The following is a 20,221-nucleotide window of genomic DNA, read 5'->3' as shown; positions in this document are numbered from 1 at the left end:
TATTTCAGAGGAGGAATTATAGTATGACGGATCATCATTCAAGCGAACGAACTCTTAACATTGAAAGCAAATTGGCACAGATCGGTTCGATTAATGAACCGGTAACAGGGGCGATTAATTTCCCGATTTATCAATCAACCGCCTTCCGTCATCCCGCTCTTGGTAAAAGTACAGGCTTTGATTATATTCGTACAACCAATCCAACTCGCGCCGTACTAGAACAAGCTTCAGCAGCATTAGAATCAGCAGATGCAGGATTTGCCTGTAGTTCCGGTATGGCTGCATTACAGACTATTTTTGCGCTGTTCGGTCAGGGAGATCATCTGGTCGTATCGCTTGATCTGTATGGTGGCACATATCGTCTTTTGGAACGCATTTTATCCAAATTTGGAGTAACGGCTTCTTATGTAGATACCAATGACCTAGAAGCATTAGAAAAAATAGTTCAACCGAACACCAAAGCTGTATTTATTGAGACCCCAACTAATCCGTTGATGATGGTGACCGATATCAAAGCTGTAGCTACCTGGGCGAAAAGTCACCAGTTGCTAACGATCGTGGATAATACGCTATTGACTCCTTTTTTCCAGCGTCCGATTGAATTGGGAGCAGATATTGTGATCCATAGTGCGACCAAATATCTAGGTGGACATAATGATGTGCTAGCAGGTCTGATTATGACCAAAGGAGAAGAATTGTCTGCTGAAATGGCATTTTTGCATAACTCAATCGGTGCAGTGTTATCACCGACCGATTCGTATCAATTAATGCGCGGAATGAAAACATTGGCATTGCGGATGGAGCGTCATGAATATAACGCTACTGCAATGGCGAAGCATTTGGTAGATCATCCACAGATTGCTGAAGTGTTCTATCCAGCATTGCCAGATCATCCGGGATATGATGTGCAGAATCGTCAATCCAGCGGTAATACAGGAATCTTTTCATTTAAAGTGAAAGATGCTCGTTATATTGAACCGATTTTGCGTAGTATCAAATTAATTGCTTTTGCCGAAAGTCTGGGCGGAGTCGAATCATTAATGACGTATCCAACGGTACAGACACATGCTGATATTCCAACCGAGATTCGTGAAGCGATCGGTGTCGATGATCGTCTGTTGCGCTTTTCTGTCGGTATTGAGCATATTGATGATCTGATTGCTGATCTAGATCAAGCGCTGGAAGTTGCACGTATTGAAGTAGAAGGAGTGTGATCGAATATGGCTTACTCTTCAGATCATTCCTCTTCTCGCAAAATCGATACCAAATTAATTCATTTTGGAGCTGCTTTTGACAAAGCAACAGGCGCTTCGAGTGTACCGATCTATCAGGCATCTACTTTTCATCAAGAAGATATCTCTAATCCGCCACTCCATGATTATAGTCGTTCAGGTAATCCAACTCGTCAAGCATTGGAAGATTATATTGCTTTGCTAGAAGGAGGAGCCAAAGGATATGCTTTTGCTTCAGGAATGGCAGCGATCTCGACCGCATTTCTGATTCTGTCTGCTGGTGATCATGTGATTGTGACTGAAGATGTATATGGAGGAACGTATCGTTTTTTGACTACTGTATTGAATCGCATGAATATTGAGATCAGTTTTGTAGATATGACTGATCTGGATCAGGTGAAAAATGCACTTCGTCCGAATACAAGAGCAGTCTATATGGAGACTCCTTCGAACCCTACCTTGAAAATTACAGATATCGGTGCTGTAACGGCTTGGGCAAAAGAACATCATCTGCTGACAATGGTGGATAATACGTTTATGACCCCTTATTATCAGCGTCCGATTGAAATGGGTGTGGATATTGTTCTTCATAGTGCGACCAAATTCTTAGGTGGACATAGCGATGTGCTTGCAGGACTTGCCGTTGCCCGCACACCTGAGATTGGAGCTCAACTCAAGCATTTACAAAATGGACTAGGAACGGTACTAGGTCCTCAAGATTGCTGGTTATTGATTCGTGGGATGAAGACACTTGCCGCAAGAATGAATCATTCTGAAAAAAGTACAGCCAAGCTAGCGCAATGGTTGAATGAGCGTAATGATATTGAAGCTGTCTATTATCCAGGATTAGAAAGCCATCCAGGAGCAACGATTCATGCTTCTCAATCTTCAGGAGCAGGTTCTGTGCTTTCGTTTGATGTAGGTTCAGGTGAACGTGCCAAAAAAGTACTGGATAGTGTTCAAATCCCTTTAGTTGCTGTAAGTTTAGGAGCCGTTGAGAGCATTTTATCGTATCCAGCGACGATGTCTCATGCTGCTATGGGCGAAGGAGTACGCAAAGAACGTGGAATAACTGATGGGCTATTGCGCTTTTCTGTAGGTTTGGAAGATATTGATGATCTTATTGCTGATTTAGAGCAAGCTTTGCAAGATTAGAAAATCCTTATGACTTCAAACAATATATAGTTCACTTATGTGATGAATATTTTTAAATTTGTATAAAAGTGTTGTTAGATATCTTAAATCAATCTAGTATTTTGGCTAGCATTATAAATAAAAAGCGAAGTACCTTCTTATTGGTTCAAAGGTACTTCGCTTTTTTTGTCTATATTATAGTTTAATTTCCTTTTTTGAGATATTTATATTCTTAGATATGTTTTTTTCTTATACTCAAAATAACCACACAAGTCTTAATGGGCGGTCGGCTAGTTTCTCAATAGAAGAGAGGTAATGCTTGTGGAGGTTAAAGATACATTAACGTTAATGATCCAATTTGGTATCCTTATTGTTTTGATACTGGGTTTGGTTGTGACGATTATAGTAGCTATGAACCAAAACAAAAAGAAATAGACCGTCTGTAGCAAGGAACCGGTCTATCTCAATAAATTAGATCCACCTGAGTTGCCGACTGCTCTTAAAGTAGACTGTTGCCAAGCAGAAAAGATGTTAGCGCATCTTTTCTGCTTTTTTTATAGCATACATCTAAAAAGCGACAAGCATCTAATTCACAATATAATGTTGTATATACTCATACTATATCATATTCTAAAATGAGAATAAATTATTTTTAAACTATAAAATCGCTAAATTCCCTTATTTGATTGGCATTTATCTTATACGATATGTATAATTTTTCTTACAAAAGATCACCTTCCTGTCACAGTCAACGACTATTTTTCATTTGTGAAATATGGTACGATGGATGTGTTGTCATTATTTCAATTTTTAGATATGCATTTTGTGCCTAAATGGGTTATATATAGGACAATGCTCAAATTCACCTTCAGACACCAGTAAGATGTCTGAATAGGATAAGGGAGGCTGCAATATGAGCGCGGTAAACCGTATCTTGGAAAAAGCCGAACGGGGCGAACGCTTAGATTTAGAAGAAACTATTATGCTATATGAGTCCGATGAGATCGAGAAAATGGGGCATGTAGCCAATCAATTAATGTTACGCAAAAATCCAGATCCGATTACAACATTTGTGATTGGGCGTAATGTTAACTATACGAATGTTTGCGATGTATTCTGTCGTTTCTGTGCTTTCTATCGTAGTCCGAATTCAAAAGAAGGTTATGTACTGTCAGATGAGGTTATTTTGCAAAAAATTCAGGAAACCGAAGATGTGAACGGAACTGAAATTTTGATGCAAGGTGGAGTGAATCCTAATCTTCCTTTTGAATACTATACCGATCTATTGAAAAAGATTAAAAAGAACTTCCCTAATATCACAATGCATTCTTTCTCGCCTGCTGAGATTATGAAAATGAAAGAAATCTCTGGTATGTCTTTGGAAGATACTGTACGTGCGATTCATGAAGCTGGACTTGATTCATTGCCAGGTGGCGGTGGAGAAATTCTAGATGATCGTACTCGTCGCAAAATCAGTCGTTTGAAAGGTTCATGGCGCGATTGGATGGATGTTATGCAGACAGCTCACAAAGTAGGCATGAATACTACAGCGACAATGGTTATCGGATTCGGTGAATCGATGGAAGAACGTGCTCTTCATTTATTGCGTGTACGTGAAGCACAGGATGAATGTATCCGTAATGGCTATGATTCTGAAGGTTTCCTTGCTTTTATTTCGTGGACATTCCAACCGGATAACACCAATATGAAAGCTGAAAAGCAAACACCAGAACAATATCTTAAAAATGTAGCAATCAGCCGGATCGTGCTCGATAATATCAAGCATTTCCAATCCTCATGGGTAACGATGGGACCAGAAGTTGGGAAAATGTCTCTTCATTATGGTTGTGATGACTTTGGTAGTACGATGATGGAAGAAAACGTAGTATCTGCGGCAGGTACAACGCATAAAGTAAATATTGAGCAGACATTACAAATTATTCGTGAAGCAGGCAAAATTCCTGCTCAACGGGATACAAAATATAATATTCTCAAAGTATTTAACGATGAGACTCAAAAAGTCGCTCATGACTTTATTATGCAGAACTAATCACTATGTAATTATAGAAAAGCTCAACGATCAGTGTATAACGATCGTTGAGCTTTTTTTGTCTTTTTTAGTTGATGATGATCATCATACAACGAAAAATAATCGTACATCTTTATAAAAGGTATCGTATTTTGAATGAAGTGATGTAATCAGTGGATACCTGTTGCTAATTCATCGACTACTTCTTGTACAGTTTGGATTTTGGTAATCGGTGTAATACCAGTTCCTACTGTAATAATACCACCTTCACCACTACCTTCAAGCATACCAATACGTATAGCACTCGAACCACCGGAAGCACTAGCAATTTCTTCGCGAGATGCTCCGTGCTTGTCCATTTCGACTAATTTTTCAACAAGCGGTGTAGATAATGAGCGATAGTAAGCTGGTAAAGTACGGTACAATAACAAATCAGATGCAGATGAATCTACAATTTTTTGCTTCACTGATTCTGCTGCCGGGTTTTCAATAGTCGGAATAAAGCGACTTCCCAAAAACACACCTTCTGCACCTAGAGCAAAAGCACTTGTAACCCCGCGAGCGTCACCAATTCCGCCAGCAGACACTACTGGAATATCAAGCACATCGACGATCATAGATGTGATCGTAAATGTACCAATACCATTGGTTGGTAACGTTCCACCTTCATCAAATCCAGTTACAACATACACATCCACACCCATAGCTTGAGCAGTTTTTGCATCTTCAAAAGTTGGGGTTAAAGGGCGGTAAACAATTTTAATATTGGCTTCTTTTAAAGGATTCATAATCTTTTCAGATAATGTTCCTTCAACACCGTTGAGAAGCACCACTTTGACATCTTCTTCAATAATTATTTCTAAAATAGGCCATGTGTACTTCAAATCTCCATCCACAATAATTGTTGTACCAAATGGCTTATCAGTTAGTTCCTTTGTTTTACGAATCTCACGGCGCATCCGTTCTGCGGTTTCTGTTGGAGAAGTCGTTATGGTTGTCTGACCTGCATTAGGGCCAAGAATCCCCAAGCCACCTGCATTACTGACAGCAGCTACAAATTCAGCATTTGTAATCCAGCTCATCGGCCCTTGTATAATAGGTTTCTCAATTCCAAGAATATCGGCTACACGATTGCTCATCTTATTCGTCCTCCCACTCTATTCAATACTGCACATGATCTAGATATGCACTACTGTACAATGTCATTTGACTTCTTTTTTAGATGACTCACTATAATAGTTAGCCTATTAATGATGTAGTCGTATTTATACTAATTAGAAGCTGTAAAATCATCATACGTTTGAATATTTTATTTGAGAAGAAGGCAATTTTAATGAACATAGTACATAGTTTTGTACTTTTAGAAAGGAAAAGCGATTACTCAAATCTTGTCAAAATGATAAGCATGTTCTACTTTACATACTTTTACAGAATAAGATTGATACCATTTTGCTTTGCCTTGATCTTGAGCAATCTGATGAGCAGGATTACTTTTCCATTGACGAATATCTTCGAGTGTTTTCCAATAAGAAATAGTAACTCCTGCTCCTGAAGGTTCACGATAACTTTCGATTCCAAGAAATCCGGCTTGATCTTGTCCCATTGATTCCATCTGGTCAGCCATTTGACTATATCCTTGATCACCTGTAGTTCGTTGACTGGTGAAAATAACTGCGTAGTAAGGCATTTCAAAACGATTAGATCCTAAATTCATATTCGCCATCCCTTTGCTTGATATTGAGTTAAGTATACCTAGCCTATTAACATAAATAAAATGAATGTTTATAATAATAAGTATGAATTATTTTCAAGTATAAAAGAGGTGGATAAGATACATATTCATAAATATCAGATTTTTAGTACAGTCGTTAGGCTAGGAAGTCTGACCAAAACAGCACAGGCTCTTAATCTTACTCAATCTGCGGTAAGTCATGCGATAGCTGGACTAGAAAATGAATTGGGACTAAAATTGTTAATTCGTAATCGTTCAGGCATTCGTCTCACTGACAGTGGAGAACGTATATTGAAAAAAATTAACGAATTGTTGCAGATCAATGATCAACTGTTAGTTGAAGTTGATGCTATTAAAGGGTTAGAGACAGGGAAAGTGACTTTAGGTACATTTTCGAGTGTATCTATTCAGTGGCTGCCACAGATTATGCAACAATTTCAAGAGCAGTATCCTCATATCGATATTCAATTATTAGATGGTAATTATACTGAGATAGAGAATTGGATTATCGAAGGTCATGCAGATTTGGGATTTGTTCATCTACCTGTATCTTCTACACTGCAATCTATTCATTTGTATCAAGATCAAATGGTATGTGTATTACCTGCACATCATCCTTTGCAACAATATGATTATATTAAGCTTGAGCAGATTATGGATGAACCTTTTGTAATGCCAGTAGCAGGTTGCGATACAGATGTTCAAATGATTTGGAATCTAGCTCATATGACTCCTAAGATCAAATATCGATTAGAAGATGATCATGCAATTATAGCGATGGTAAAACATGGTCTGGGCATTAGTATTTTACCGGAAATGATTTTGCGTTCGATGTATACGCAGGATTTATGTTTGCGACCGTTAGCGGGAGTCCATCAGCGAAAGATTGGGATTGCTGCAACGTCTTTCCAGACCATTTCACCTGCAACTCAAAAATTTATTGCTTGTATTCAATCTTTTGTAGAACATTATCGTATAGCTGATATTCCTATATCGTCTCAATGACCGGAATACAAGCTGTTATGTTTATAATAGGGTTACACGATAGTTAATGATATAATATATAAGTGCATTTACGTTAATACCTGTATGTTCACTGGCATAGAAGCTAGAATAACCTATTTGTTGAAGGAGCTTTTAAAGTTATGAAATTAATGTTTATTTCTGATATACATGGATCGTTACACTGGTTAAGACGTGTACTCGAAAAAGCTGAAATTGAGCAGCCGGATCAATTGATTTTTTTAGGTGATTATATGTATCATGGCCCACGCAATCCGTTACCTGAAGAATATAATCCATCTGAAGTTGCGAACACGCTCAATTTATATAAAAACAAAATTATCGCTGTACGAGGAAATTGTGATTCTGAAGTGGATCAGATGTTACTTGAATTTCCGATGATGGCAGACTATATTATGCTATACCATGAAGGGATGCGTATCTATGTGACACATGGTCATGGATACAGTATCGATAACTTGCCATTGTTACAGCCGGGTGATGTATTTATTCAAGGACATACTCATGTACCTGTAGCTGATTTGCAAAATCATATCTATGTGCTCAATCCAGGTTCTGTTGCTTTACCCAAAGAAGACTATCCTAATTCGTATGCTGTTCTTGAGCATGGTACATTTACAGTCAAAGACTTTGATGACAATATGATCAAATCGATCTCATTCTCTTGACGCTTGACCGATACACTTTTATAATGATGAAGCAATGTATCATCTAAATCTACAAAGCATCGATAAAGATATGAGTTATAGTGATCGTCCTGTACAGAGAGAAGGAAAGTAGTATGCTGTAATTCCTTCCTGTGACAGCTATAATCTTACCCCTTTAGAGCTATAAAGTTGAATCCGAATCTGTGTTATATTTCGGTAGTATATTTTATCGGATCATCCCCGTTATCAGATGTCGAATGAAGGGTCTGTATGTAGAAGGTTATTCTAGTAACAGATCGAATCAGGGTGGAACCACGGGTACATACACAGCACTCGTCCCTTGCGGGATGGGTGCTTTTTGCTGTTTTTAATTGTAACTATTACGAATAAGACAGCTAATAACAGTGCATGCAGATACATGAATAGATGTATACGACTAAGGAGGAAATAATATGGCGATTCAGATTAGCTTACCGGACGGTTCTGTTCGTGAGTATGAAGCAGGAAGTACAATTGGAGATGTAGCCAATTCGATCAGTAAAAGTTTGTTCAAAAGTGCAGTAGCAGGTAAATTGGATGGTATCGTAGTTGACTTGAATACCCCTTTGCATGATAAAGCGTTAGTCGAAATTGTTACTCCTGACAGCGCAGAAGGCGTAGAAGTAATCCGTCACAGTACAGCGCATTTACTTGCACAAGCGGTGAAGCGTTTATTTGGTCAAAACGAAGTTAAATTAGGAATTGGGCCTGTAATCGAAGATGGTTTCTATTATGATATGGATCTGGAACATCCTTTGAATCCAGAAGATTTGCAAAAAATCGAAAAAGAAATGGAACGTATCGTTTCTGAAAATCTACCGATTACACGCCGCGAAGTCAGTCGTGAAGAAGCACTTAACATTTTCCACGAACTTGAAGATCCATACAAAATTGAATTGATCGAAGCATTGCCAGAAGATAGTGTAATTACGATTTATGATCAAGGTGAATTCTTCGATCTATGTCGCGGACCACACGTACCATCCACTTCTAAATTAAAAGTATTTAAATTGCTCAGTGTAGCAGGTGCGTACTGGCGTGGAGATAGCAAAAACAAAATGTTGCAACGTATCTACGGAACTGCTTTTAACAAAAAGCCTGAACTAGAGCAACATCTTCATTTCTTAGAAGAAGCTAAAAAGCGTGATCACCGCAAGCTGGGTAAAGAACTGCAAGTCTTTACATTTTCTCCACTTGTAGGTCAAGGTCTACCAATCTGGTTGCCAAATGGTGCGAAATTGCGTCGTACACTGGAACGTTATATCGTAGATTTGGAAGAAAAATTAGGTTATAGCCATGTATATACACCTGTACTTGGTAACGTAGATTTGTACAAAACATCCGGTCACTGGGAACATTACCAGGATGATATGTTCCCGAAAATGGTATTGGATAACGAGGAATTAGTGCTTCGTCCGATGAACTGTCCGCATCATATGATGGTATATAAAAGCGATCTACGCAGTTACCGTGATCTGCCGATTCGGATTGCAGAATTGGGGATGCAACATCGTTATGAAATGTCTGGTGCATTAACAGGTCTACATCGTGTACGTGCGATGACGCTAAATGATGCTCACTTATTCGTACGTCCAGATCAGATCAAGCAAGAATTTGCACGTGTTATCGAATTGATTATGGAAGTATACAAAGATTTCGGTATTACCGATTACCGTTTCCGTTTATCTTATCGTGATCCTGCGGATACAGAGAAATATTTCCCGAACGATGAAATGTGGGAAAATTCGCAACGCATGTTACGCGAAGTTGTTGAAGGTCTGGATATGCCTTTCTATGAAGCAGAAGGCGAAGCAGCATTCTACGGGCCGAAGTTAGATGTACAGATTCGTACAGCACTAGGTAAAGAAGAAACATTGTCTACGGTACAATTAGACTTCTTATTGCCAGAGCGCTTTGAGTTAGAATATATTGGCGAAGATGGACAAAAACATCGTCCTGTCGTAATTCATCGCGGTATTCTAGGTACAATGGAACGCTTTACAGCATTCTTATTAGAAAACTTTGTCGGTGCATTGCCTGTATGGTTAGCTCCTGTACAAGCTAAAGTGATTCCAGTATCCGGTGCGTTTGAAGAATATGCACGCAAAGTAGAAGACGATCTTCGTCGTAGTGGTGTAACTGTAGAATCCGATCTACGTAATGAAAAATTAGGTTACAAAATTCGTGAAGCACAATTGGAAAAAATTCCGTATATGTTCGTTGTCGGTGAGAACGAAATGAATGCTAATTCTGTTTCTGTTCGTAAACGTGGCGAAGGCGATATCGGTATGATGTCTGTAGAAGAAACGATCAAAATGTTACGTGATCAAATCGCAGACCGCACTATTTTTTAAATAAATTAACGATTGCTATTTAGTTATTATTCTCAACCTGTTACACTAGCCCTAATTCAGTGATTATTCACTAATTAGGGCTTTTCTCCGTCTATAGGCGGATACAAAGTTCATTCTGATGCCACTATTGTTCTATTCTAATTATGAGTACACTACATATATAGAAGTACAGAAAGCGAGGAACAAAAATGAATAGACATTTATTCCGCAAAACATTCTGGGGTATAGGGTTAATCGGAATTGGCGTCGTATTTATGTTAAATAGAATGAACTTGATTGATTGGGGCATAGGCGATGTCATTTCATTGTTATGGCCGCTGATTTTGTTAGAAATAGGATTAAATGAATTACTATTTAAATGTAAACGTGATATCGGTGGCTGGATTATGACTGTTTTAGGTGTTTACTTTTTAGGAAGAAATATCGGTATGATTGATTATTCATTGGTCGATGCTGTCAAAATGATGATGCCGTTACTATTAGTGTTAGGCGGATTGTATTTGATCTTCAATAGACATCAACCTAAAAAGTCTGCCAAACAACCACCATCAAATGAAGATTATTCTGCTCCACCGCCACCACCGCCTGCATCTCCATTAGATGATTGGTTTGAACAAGAAATGGAGCGCAAAGGCAAACCGGTTCATTCCGCAGATTATACAAAAGAATTTGTAGAGCGTTCTCCACTATCATCGCAACCACCACGTTCTACGTATCATGCAGATCAACAATCGTTTCGTACCAAAATCAATTTGAATAAAGAAGATATTCGATCTTATAGCAAACATAGAGAAGCACATCGTGAACAATGGAGACAGCATCGTCGTGACTGGAGAAAGCACCATCGTAAAAAATGCGGTTATGATTATGATCCTTCAGTAGAAAACAAATCTGGTTTTATTGGTGATGTGCATATTGGTAAAGATTATTTTGAACTCAAACCGATGAATATTTCTCATTTTATTGGTGATACCATGTTAGACTTGACCAAAGCACAGATTGCTTATGGTGTAACCCGTATCGAAATTTCTGCTTTTATCGGTGATGTGAAAGTCTATATTCCAAGTGGAATCGAAGTAGGCATCAAAGCGCAAGGTAATTCATTTATCGGTGATATGAATATTCTTGGACGTGAGCGCGAAGGTATGATGAGTCATATGGATGGTGAAACGATCGAATATGAAGAAGCAGGCAAGCAAATAGAACTTGTAGTCAATGCTTTTATCGGTGATATTCAGATTAGTCGGGTGGGTTAATGGATGCGAACAAAATGGTTTAAAAATATCAAATGGGAATTGATCGGCTTTTTTACTACAGGTGGATTGTTGACCGTTATTATTATTTTTCTAGCGATCAGGCAGGGGTACATTATCCTTAGTGTACCCTACGTCTGGTATTATTATATTGCAGGTATTATTATCATTTGCATGGCAGCAGGTTATGTAGCAGGTCAGCGGATTCAGCGCCGCATTGATTATGTTCATTTAAAAATGGTGCAAGTAGGCAAAGGGAATTTCAGTATACGGATGGAACCGACAGAAGATGAATCGTTTAATCGGGTGCATGAACAATTCAATACGATGATGAGTACGGTTGAACGTAAAATGAGAATTTTACAGCAATTGGGTGAAAAAGAAGTCATGGAGCGGGCGATTGAGACCGAACGAGCCGTATTGGAAGAAAGACGACGGATGGCTCGTGATCTACATGATTCGGTTAGTCAGCAGTTATTTGCGATTCATATGTCTGCGTCATCGTTACCGAAAATGCTAGAAAAAAATGAACAGCAAGCCAAAATTGTGATGGATCAAGTCATTCAAATGTCGCAATTAGCCCAAAAGCAAATGCGAGCATTGATTACACAACTTCGACCGTTAGAACTGGAAGGGCGTTCATTAGCAGAAGCATTAGAGTTCTGGTTTCCAGACTATTGTCGTCATAATGGGCTTAAAGGAATACAAGATATTGAATTAACAGGTCAACTGACGGAAGCAAAAGAACGTCAGCTTTTTCTTATTGTACAAGAAGCGCTTGCTAATATTATCAAACACGCCGATGCTACGATTGTGAGTCTATCGTTACAAGAAGATCGCCATCATGTCGCTCTACATATTAGTGATGATGGTAAAGGATTCAATAGTTCGATGCATAAGCAAGGCTCATACGGATTAACGATTATGTCGGAGCGTGCTGAGAAGTTGGGTGGACAAGCAGAAGTAATTAGTCGACCTGGAGCGGGAACAACAATACGTATCCATATTCCCAAATTCGATATTCATGAAGAAGAGGAGAATCATGATGGAAAAAATAAAAATTCTGTTAGCGGATGATCATGATATGGTACGGATGGGTCTCAAAACATATCTAATGTTAGAAGATCAATTTCATATTATTGCCGAAGCGGCTAATGGTAGAGAAGTGCTTGATCTATTAGAAAAAAGTGCTGATCATGAGATGCCTGATTTAATTTTGATGGATATGATGATGCCGATTATGAATGGTGTTGAAGCAACACGTCTGGTATTGCAAAATTATCCGCAGATGAAAATTGTGATCTTAACTAGCTTTTTAGAAGATGAGCTGGTGGTAGAAGCGATTGAAGCAGGAGCGGTCAGTTATATTTTGAAAACAGTATCTGCCGAAGAATTGATTTATGCATTGCAAGGAGCAAGCCGGGGTATGCCGGTGATGACCGGTGATATTTCTCAAGCGCTTACTAGAGGGATTCGCCAGCGGAGCACTGTACAGAATGAAGCTTCTCAATTGACGGTTCGGGAACGTGAAGTACTTATGCTAATTGCTGAAGGAATGAGCAATAAAGAAATTGCAGAAGAATTACATATCAGTATCAAAACAGTCAAAACGCATGTCAGTAATTTGTTGATGAAATGCGAATTAGACGATCGTACTCAATTGGCTATTTATGCACATCGCAAAGGTTGGGTTAGTCAACCGTAGACCACTCCCATACAAAAAAATGATAACATTTCCTATATTTATGATATATTAACTTACTCACCTAGGATTTATTTTCTTTTTAATTGTTTTTAAGGTGAGATTAAGGTTAATAAGCGAATATAAGGATGTAGCAAATAACACATCCGGTTATTTTAATATCATGGGAACCTTGGGAGGTTGACTTCAATGGACGAAAAGAACAAAAATGATTTGAATAATGGCTTCAATCCTGATGGCCAAAACAATGATACAGCAAACCGCAATACCAACGAATCAAATTCAAATAATGATTCTTCATCAGACCAATCGCACTATTACTCATACGGGCCTTTCCAATCATTAAGTAAAGATAAAGACGCAGAGGAAGTTCGACAAGAACCTGCTCAGGAAGCTAGAAAAGTGGAAATGACTCCATCGCAATCTAGTCGTCCAGTGTATCCACCAAGTTCAACTCAGCCACCACGTACAGATCATATTAATTCTCTAAATAGCAATCACGACGATAATAATGGCAACCGCAAAACCAGTCAATTTCAATACAACAAACCTAAAACTTCTGCCAAAACAGTGATTGCTTCTATATTAGCAGGTATGTTGATTATGACAGCCGGTATGTTCGGTGCAGATCGCGCTAATCTATTTACACCAGAGTCTGAATCAACAACGACAACCAATGTTGCACCTGCTTCTGCTGTTACAACAGATAATTCTGTGACTCAAGCAGCATTGCCTGCCGGATCAGCAGATGTAGCTGAAGTTGCGAAGAGTGCCAGCCCTGCTGTTGTAAAAATTGAAACATTGTCTAAATCAGGTTCAGCTAGTGGTGGAACCAACCCATACAACGATCCAGCATATCGTTTCTTCTTCGGTGATCAAGGTGGAGGAAGTAATGAAGGCGGAGGCAACGGCGGAGATAGCAGTGGCGGTTCTTCCGGTTCACTCACTCCACTAGGTATTGGATCTGGATTTATTTTTGATAAATCTGGATATATCTTGACGAATGCGCATGTAGTCGGTGATGCAGATGTTATTCAAGTGACACTTGAAAACAACAAAACACCGTACACTGCTAAACTAATGGGTAAAAGTACAGATCTTGACCTTGCTGTACTAAAAATTGAACCTAAATCTGGAGAAACATTCCCATCGGTTACTCTAGGTAACTCTGATAACCTGGCTATCGGAAGCTGGTTAGTAGCGATTGGTAATCCTCAAGGATTTGATCATACTGTAACAGCAGGTGTATTAAGTGCTAAAGAACGTAGCATTACAGCATCTGATGCATCTAATGGACAATCTACAGACTACACTCACTTGTTGCAAACAGATGCTTCTATTAACCCTGGTAACTCAGGTGGTCCATTGCTTAATATGAATGGACAAGTTATTGGTATGAATACAGCAGTTAGTGAAGATGCGCAAGGGATTGGATTTGCTATTCCTTCCAATGTGATCTTAAATGTAGTAGATCAATTGAAAAAAGGTGAAAAAATCCCAACAACACCTGTTCCATTTATCGGTGCTTCTCTAATGTCTTTGACATCTGAAGTATCCAAACAGTTGGGTATTGATACTACAGAAGGTTCTGTAGTGACAGAAGTATTGTACAGATCTCCTGCTTATCAAGCTGATCTACGTTCTTATGATGTCATCACAGGAATCAACGGTACCAAATATACAAATAGTCAAGATTTAGTAGCAGCTATTCAAAAACTAAAAGTTGGCGATTCTGCAACACTGAATGTGATTCGTAACGGTAAAACAATGGATCTTAAAGTCACAATCGGTAATCGTAATGACTTTGATACGACTTCTCCAAGTACAGGCGGTACAGGTCAATAATAAGTAGTTGTGAAATAAATAAGTATAGTCGCTTGGATTGTATAATAAATCATGCTATAAAATCATAAGCAATACAGGAAGGCGGAAAGGGCATACCTTTCCGCCTTTCTTATGACTGTATCGACAAATAACTATTCATTGTTACAATAGAAGAAATAACAATTATAATGTTTGCTAAAAAAGATATAGTAAAGGGGTACAACCGATGAGAGCTACTATTTTAATTATTGATGACGATGAAAAAATTATCTCGATGTTACGTCGTGGTTTGGCATTTGAAGGATATGAAGTATTGACTGCTTCTAATGGAGCAGAAGGATTAAAACAAATGCTAGAAAACGATCCTGCACTTATGGTATTAGATGTAATGATGCCACAAGTGGATGGATTTGAAGTATGTCGTCGTGTGCGTGAAGCAGGCAGTTCTGTGCCTATTTTGATGTTAACCGCGAAAGACGAAGTAGAAAATCGTGTGAAAGGGCTAGACGCTGGGGCAGACGATTATTTGGTGAAACCTTTTGCATTAGAAGAAATGTTAGCGCGTGTTAGAGCATTGTTACGACGTAAGCCTGAATCAGAAGCTTCTACAAGTACGCGTCTAACATTTGAAGATTTAACAATAGATCCTGATGCGCGTGAAGTCACCCGAGATGGTCAACGACTAGAATTAACAGCGAAAGAATTTGAATTATTACATTTATTTATGCAAAATCCAAAACGTGTCCTATCTAGAGATTTGATTATGGATAAAATTTGGGGTTATGACTATAGCGGTGAATCCAACGTACTTGAAGTTTATATTGCTATGCTTCGTCAAAAAACAGAAGAGCATGGTGGAATACGTCTGATTCAGACGATCCGCGGTGCCGGCTATATTTTAAGAAATAACAGCTAGAGAATGAAGGAGCTGACAGTATGTCAATACGTTTAAGACTGACGGTATGGTACTCGGGGATACTGGCAGTGACTTTGATGCTTTTTAGTATAGCTATTTATGGATTTGTTTATTTTAATACGTATCAAGATTTACAAAATCGTTTGATTGATCAGATTAGCAAAACACAGACGACTGTAGTTACATTAAATGATAAGCAAGTCGATATTTTTTTATCGCCTAAAGATCATGATCGTTTAACAAATGCTGGTTTTCGAGTAAAAATTAAAAATTATGTTAATGGAATCAATAACAATATTAATGGTTCTTTTCTACAAGCGCCTGCTTCAAATAAAATACCTAATGAATTAAAACAAATTCAATATAATGATCGTACTTATTTGGTTGCTTATGATGGTATACCCGGTCAGATTAATAATCATATAGCTGTAGTTGGCGTAATCATCGTAGCTGCGGATATGACCGATGCTCGCCAACTGTTTGACGATCTGCGTGTAACCTTGATCGTAGGATCGCTGGCTACACTATTTATTGCGTTCACATTAGGTTTATTTCTAGCGCGCAAATCAATGGCTCCGATCGAAAAAGTTATAGATGCGGCAAGTCAGATCCAAAAAGGAAAAGATTTAAGTGTACGGATCGATTATGATGGACCTCATGATGAAATCGGGCAGTTGATCAGTACAGTGAACGGGATGTTAGGTAGAACCGAAATATTTTATAAAGATCTAGCAGAAGCATATGCTGCTCAGCGTCGGTTTGTATCTGATGCTTCTCATGAATTACGTACTCCGCTGACTACGATTCGTGGCAATGTAGACTTATTGCAAAAAGCATGGAACAAAAAACCTCATGAAGCGCCTCATTTAGATGAAGAAAGTCTCAAGCAATTGTCGATGGAATCGATTAATGATATTGCTGACGAATCCAAACGAATGAGTCGACTTGTTAATGATATGCTTTCGTTAGCTCGCGCCGATGCAGGGCAGACTATCGTGATGGAGAGCTTGCCTGCGGGTGCTCTTTTGGATGATGTGATGAGACGTGCCCAATTTATCCCGCACAAAGCAACATGGCAACCAGCGAATACTGTGGCGTTAGATGACTATCATATTTATGGTAACAAAGATTATCTACAACAAATGTTGTTTATTTTTATTGAAAATGCTTTTAAATATACCAAAGAGGGTACAGTATCTCTAGATACCGTATTGTATCAAAATCAGATTGGTATTCGGATTAGTGATACAGGTATCGGTATGGATCAAGAAGAAGTGCCACATATTTTTGAACGGTTTTATCGAGCAGATGAATCGCGTGGTGTAACGCCGGGCACAGGCTTAGGATTGTCGATAGCGAAATGGATTATCGATGAACATGCCGGTTCTGTAGAAGTCGTAACTGCCAAAGGCAAAGGAACAACATTTGTAATCTGGCTTCCACTGGCGGCTGTGCCTGTCGAAAACAAAGCTGAACCTGTATTTGATGTAGAGCCTGAGACTGATATTCCTGATCCCTCCAAACCAGAATAGACAACAGGTAGCAAACAATAGTAGCTTTTTGTGATCATGTTTGCTACTTTCCTTTCCTGCGCCCTATCAAATGGGTTATAATGAAGTTGCTATTGCTTCTTTCGTAAGATAAGCCAACCCTAGAAAGCAGGTGTACCCCTTCATGGAAATTGTAAAGATTGCGCCGCGTGGGTATTGTTATGGTGTAGTAGATGCTATGGTGCTTGCTCAGCAAGCTGCCAAGAACCTTGACTTACCACGGCCTATTTATATACTCGGTATGATTGTGCATAACAGTCATGTCACTCAATCATTTGAAGATCAAGGTATTATTACATTAGATGGGCCGAATCGTGTAGAGATTCTAGAGCAAGTAGAAAGTGGAACGGTTATTTTTACCGCTCATGGTGTTTCTCCTGAAGTGCGCCGTCTAGCTCGTGAAAAAGGATTAACTACTGTTGATGCGACATGCCCTGATGTAACACGTACGCATGATCTGATCCGCGACAAAGCAGGAGAAGGTTATCAGATTATTTATATCGGCAAAAAGGGTCATCCTGAACCTGAAGGTGCAATTGGTGTAGCACCGGATCAAGTACATTTGATAGAAAAAGAAGAAGAAATTGATCAATTGGAGATTCCAGCAGGTAACATTGTAATTACCAATCAGACCACAATGAGCCAATGGGATATTCGCTTAATTATGAAGAAACTTCTGGAGAAATTCCCGGGAGCAGAAGTACACAACGAGATCTGTTTAGCGACACAAGTTCGTCAAGAAGCTGTAGCTGAACAAGCAGGTCAAGCAGAGCTTGTTATCGTTGTAGGCGATCCACGTAGTAACAACTCTAATCGCCTAGCACAAGTATCAGAAGAAATCGCAGGTGTTACTGCTTACCGTATCTCTGATATTACAGAACTCAAGCGTGAATGGTTAGTTGGTAAAAGTAGAGTAGCAGTTACTGCGGGTGCATCTACACCAACTCCGATTACCAAAGAAGTTATTAATTATCTAGAAAAGTATGATAATGAGGACGAATCAACATGGGAAATGGTAAGAACTGTTGATCCTAAGCGTCTATTGCCACCTGTGCGTGAGAAAAAAGGTAGAACAACCAATCAACCTGTCCGCCACTGATGGACATTGTCCACGAAATAATAGATATAGAGTGCCTAACCCTTGATGGGAAAGGCACTTTTTCTTTTTTTATTTTTTATACTATGCGTACAAGATTTTGTACTATGACACAGCTTGACATGTCTAACAGAGTGCTGTATATTTACTTTAGTGATTAAAAGCTTAAAAGCGAACAAGCGTCTAAGTGATGATGTAAAAATATAATAAATATCACCTACCCAAATCATTTTATATAGTCAGCAATCTATTTTCATATCATCATCAACACATACAGAGAGGAAGATTATACATGATCGTTATCGTATCGAACCAAACACCGCAGGAGCAAGTAAAAGAGATTACTACTGTGATCGAACAAGCAGGCTTACAAGCCCATATTTCTCGAGGAGCCGATCATACTGTTATCGGTCTTATAGGTACAGCAGAACCTCGCTTGATGGAACATTTACAGCAGATGAAAGGCGTCGAAAAAGTAATGAAAATTTCCAAATCCTACAAATTAGCAAGTCGTGATTTCCATCCTGAAAATACTGTTATCCAAATCGGAGATGTATCGATTGGTGGCGGCGAATTAGTAGTTATGGGCGGTCCTTGTGCAGTGGAATCAGCAGAACAGATTGATGAGATTGCTCGTCTGGTCAAAGCAGCAGGTGGACAAGTATTACGCGGTGGAGCATTTAAGCCACGCACAGGGCCTTACAGCTTTCAAGGTGTTGGCGTTGAAGGATTAATAATGATGGCAGAAGCAGGGAAGAAACATGGACTGCTGACGATTACAGAAGTAATGACACCGGAATATGTGGATATCTGTGGTGAATACGCTGATATTTTGCAAGTGGGTACACGTAATATGCAGAACTTTGATTTACTGCGCAAATTAGGAGAAAGCAAAAAGCCTGTATTGCTTAAACGTGGATTCAGTTCGACTTATGATGAATTTTTGAATGCAGCGGAGTACATTCTGGCAGGTGGTAACCCCAATGTAATGCTATGTGAGCGTGGTATTCGTACGTTTGAGCAATACACTCGTAACACGCTAGATCTGTCTGCTATTCCTGTATTGCAACAACTGAGCCATTTACCTGTGATTTCGGATCCAAGTCATGGTACAGGACGTCGTGAATTGGTAGAGCCTATGACCAAAGCATCCGTAGCTGCTGGGGCAGATGGTCTTATTATCGAAATGCATACCGATCCCGATAATTCGATGACCGGTGATGGTGTACAATCGTTATTCCCAGATCAATTTGCTAAGTTATTACGTGATTTAGAGCAATTGTCTCCGCTTTTAGGCAAAACATTCAACACAGCCAAAGCACCAGCAGCGTTTTTTGAATCCTCTGTCCAAGTGTAGTATATTTAGATTAACCGAATATTATTTAAAATTGAGTTGATTTGAATAGGGACACGTATGTACAAAAGCAGAGAGTATTTCTGTATAGCTTGTTTAATTTTCATGTTAGGTATGACTGGAATATATTAGCATTTTAGAAAACGATGTAAGGTTTAAAAAAACAGCTCACTCTATCCGATTTTTAATAGACGGATTGACGAGCTGTTTTCTTTTTTGGTAAGCTATGAGTGTAAGCATATCTTACATAAATTTTAGAGATATGTAAAAAGGCTATTGACGATGTGAGGTTTTAGGATTTATAATGACGACAGAAAAAAAATCGAGAGAATGAAC

Annotated in this window: 17 protein-coding genes; 15 read left to right on the top strand and 2 right to left on the bottom strand. The window is 38.9% G+C overall.

Annotation, left to right across the window (positions count from 1 at the left end):
* The first annotated feature begins 23 nt into the window (after positions 1-23).
* The 4 genes from ACFSGI_RS15130 (at position 24) to mqnC (ending at position 4,416) form a co-directional block, all read left to right on the top strand.
* Entirely contained in the window at positions 24-1,214 is a 1,191-nt protein-coding gene (locus ACFSGI_RS15130) for an aminotransferase class I/II-fold pyridoxal phosphate-dependent enzyme (RefSeq protein WP_204825062.1), read from the top strand.
* A 6-nt stretch (positions 1,215-1,220) separates the two neighbouring features.
* Complete coding sequence (locus tag ACFSGI_RS15125) at positions 1,221-2,387, top strand: trans-sulfuration enzyme family protein (RefSeq protein ID WP_204825061.1); 1,167 nt, start codon at positions 1,221-1,223, stop codon at positions 2,385-2,387.
* 300 nt (positions 2,388-2,687) lie between these two features.
* Positions 2,688-2,801 (top strand): putative holin-like toxin, encoded by a 114-nt coding sequence (locus ACFSGI_RS15120; RefSeq protein WP_379283569.1) that lies wholly within the window; start codon positions 2,688-2,690, stop codon positions 2,799-2,801.
* Between the two features lie 478 nt (positions 2,802-3,279).
* Positions 3,280-4,416, top strand: a complete 1,137-nt coding sequence (gene mqnC, locus ACFSGI_RS15115) for a cyclic dehypoxanthinyl futalosine synthase (RefSeq protein WP_204825060.1) — start codon at positions 3,280-3,282, stop codon at positions 4,414-4,416.
* Between the two features lie 149 nt (positions 4,417-4,565).
* Here the strand turns inward: mqnC and ACFSGI_RS15110 are convergent, their stop codons facing one another.
* Positions 4,566-5,534, bottom strand: coding sequence for an NAD(P)H-dependent flavin oxidoreductase (locus tag ACFSGI_RS15110; protein ID WP_204825059.1), 969 nt, complete (start codon positions 5,532-5,534; stop codon positions 4,566-4,568).
* A gap of 242 nt (positions 5,535-5,776) precedes the next feature.
* Positions 5,777-6,109: an antibiotic biosynthesis monooxygenase family protein gene (locus tag ACFSGI_RS15105; protein ID WP_204825058.1), complete on the bottom strand. Its 333-nt coding sequence runs from the start codon at positions 6,107-6,109 to the stop codon at positions 5,777-5,779.
* 108 nt (positions 6,110-6,217) lie between these two features.
* Between ACFSGI_RS15105 and ACFSGI_RS15100 the strand changes: the two genes are divergently transcribed.
* From ACFSGI_RS15100 to aroF, 11 genes are all read left to right on the top strand, one after another.
* Positions 6,218-7,132: a LysR family transcriptional regulator gene (locus ACFSGI_RS15100; RefSeq protein WP_379283565.1), complete on the top strand. Its 915-nt coding sequence runs from the start codon at positions 6,218-6,220 to the stop codon at positions 7,130-7,132.
* Between the two features lie 140 nt (positions 7,133-7,272).
* Positions 7,273-7,818 carry a phosphodiesterase gene (yfcE, locus tag ACFSGI_RS15095; RefSeq protein WP_204825057.1) on the top strand — a complete coding sequence of 182 codons (546 nt, stop codon included), beginning with the start codon at positions 7,273-7,275 and terminating at the stop codon, positions 7,816-7,818.
* Positions 7,819-8,249: 431 nt separating this feature from the next.
* Complete coding sequence (gene thrS, locus ACFSGI_RS15090) at positions 8,250-10,190, top strand: threonine--tRNA ligase (protein ID WP_204825056.1); 1,941 nt, start codon at positions 8,250-8,252, stop codon at positions 10,188-10,190.
* A 188-nt stretch (positions 10,191-10,378) separates the two neighbouring features.
* Positions 10,379-11,446 carry a cell wall-active antibiotics response protein LiaF gene (gene liaF / locus ACFSGI_RS15085; RefSeq protein WP_204825055.1) on the top strand — a complete coding sequence of 356 codons (1,068 nt, stop codon included), beginning with the start codon at positions 10,379-10,381 and terminating at the stop codon, positions 11,444-11,446.
* Between the two features lie 3 nt (positions 11,447-11,449).
* Positions 11,450-12,520: a sensor histidine kinase gene (locus ACFSGI_RS15080; RefSeq protein ID WP_204825054.1), complete on the top strand. Its 1,071-nt coding sequence runs from the start codon at positions 11,450-11,452 to the stop codon at positions 12,518-12,520.
* Positions 12,489-13,148: a response regulator gene (locus ACFSGI_RS15075; protein WP_204825053.1), complete on the top strand. Its 660-nt coding sequence runs from the start codon at positions 12,489-12,491 to the stop codon at positions 13,146-13,148. Before ACFSGI_RS15080 ends, ACFSGI_RS15075 begins: the two co-directional genes overlap by 32 nt.
* 186 nt (positions 13,149-13,334) lie before the next feature.
* A complete protein-coding gene (locus tag ACFSGI_RS15070) occupies positions 13,335-14,990 on the top strand; it encodes a S1C family serine protease (protein ID WP_204825052.1) in 1,656 nt (551 codons plus the stop codon).
* Positions 14,991-15,195: 205 nt separating this feature from the next.
* A complete protein-coding gene (locus tag ACFSGI_RS15065) occupies positions 15,196-15,885 on the top strand; it encodes a response regulator transcription factor (RefSeq protein ID WP_204825051.1) in 690 nt (229 codons plus the stop codon).
* Positions 15,886-15,905: 20 nt separating this feature from the next.
* Positions 15,906-17,417: a sensor histidine kinase gene (locus tag ACFSGI_RS15060; protein ID WP_204825050.1), complete on the top strand. Its 1,512-nt coding sequence runs from the start codon at positions 15,906-15,908 to the stop codon at positions 17,415-17,417.
* A gap of 142 nt (positions 17,418-17,559) precedes the next feature.
* Positions 17,560-18,534, top strand: a complete 975-nt coding sequence (locus ACFSGI_RS15055) for a 4-hydroxy-3-methylbut-2-enyl diphosphate reductase (RefSeq protein WP_204825049.1) — start codon at positions 17,560-17,562, stop codon at positions 18,532-18,534.
* Positions 18,535-18,823: 289 nt separating this feature from the next.
* A complete protein-coding gene (aroF, locus tag ACFSGI_RS15050) occupies positions 18,824-19,888 on the top strand; it encodes a 3-deoxy-7-phosphoheptulonate synthase (protein WP_204825048.1) in 1,065 nt (354 codons plus the stop codon).
* Positions 19,889-20,221: the final 333 nt, after the last annotated feature.

Origin of the sequence: Paenibacillus nicotianae (genome assembly GCF_042681745.1) — a bacterium.
Lineage (GTDB): Bacteria > Bacillota > Bacilli > Paenibacillales > Paenibacillaceae > Saccharibacillus > Saccharibacillus nicotianae.
Note: the sequence above shows the minus strand (reverse complement) of the source record. Positions and strands in the feature narration are given on the sequence as shown.

What these genes read in the sequence shown, in the direction of transcription:
- ACFSGI_RS15130 (WP_204825062.1), top strand. Translation starts at nt 24, where the DNA reads ATGACGGATCATCATTCAAGCGAACGAACTCTTAACATTGAAAGCAAA.
- ACFSGI_RS15125 (WP_204825061.1), top strand. Translation starts at nt 1,221, where the DNA reads ATGGCTTACTCTTCAGATCATTCCTCTTCTCGCAAAATCGATACCAAA.
- mqnC (WP_204825060.1), top strand. Translation starts at nt 3,280, where the DNA reads ATGAGCGCGGTAAACCGTATCTTGGAAAAAGCCGAACGGGGCGAACGC.
- ACFSGI_RS15110 (WP_204825059.1), bottom strand. Translation starts at nt 5,534, where the DNA reads ATGAGCAATCGTGTAGCCGATATTCTTGGAATTGAGAAACCTATTATA.
- ACFSGI_RS15105 (WP_204825058.1), bottom strand. Translation starts at nt 6,109, where the DNA reads ATGAATTTAGGATCTAATCGTTTTGAAATGCCTTACTACGCAGTTATT.
- yfcE (WP_204825057.1), top strand. Translation starts at nt 7,273, where the DNA reads ATGAAATTAATGTTTATTTCTGATATACATGGATCGTTACACTGGTTA.
- thrS (WP_204825056.1), top strand. Translation starts at nt 8,250, where the DNA reads ATGGCGATTCAGATTAGCTTACCGGACGGTTCTGTTCGTGAGTATGAA.
- liaF (WP_204825055.1), top strand. Translation starts at nt 10,379, where the DNA reads ATGAATAGACATTTATTCCGCAAAACATTCTGGGGTATAGGGTTAATC.
- ACFSGI_RS15080 (WP_204825054.1), top strand. Translation starts at nt 11,450, where the DNA reads ATGCGAACAAAATGGTTTAAAAATATCAAATGGGAATTGATCGGCTTT.
- ACFSGI_RS15075 (WP_204825053.1), top strand. Translation starts at nt 12,489, where the DNA reads ATGGAAAAAATAAAAATTCTGTTAGCGGATGATCATGATATGGTACGG.
- ACFSGI_RS15070 (WP_204825052.1), top strand. Translation starts at nt 13,335, where the DNA reads ATGGACGAAAAGAACAAAAATGATTTGAATAATGGCTTCAATCCTGAT.
- ACFSGI_RS15065 (WP_204825051.1), top strand. Translation starts at nt 15,196, where the DNA reads ATGAGAGCTACTATTTTAATTATTGATGACGATGAAAAAATTATCTCG.
- ACFSGI_RS15060 (WP_204825050.1), top strand. Translation starts at nt 15,906, where the DNA reads ATGTCAATACGTTTAAGACTGACGGTATGGTACTCGGGGATACTGGCA.
- ACFSGI_RS15055 (WP_204825049.1), top strand. Translation starts at nt 17,560, where the DNA reads ATGGAAATTGTAAAGATTGCGCCGCGTGGGTATTGTTATGGTGTAGTA.
- aroF (WP_204825048.1), top strand. Translation starts at nt 18,824, where the DNA reads ATGATCGTTATCGTATCGAACCAAACACCGCAGGAGCAAGTAAAAGAG.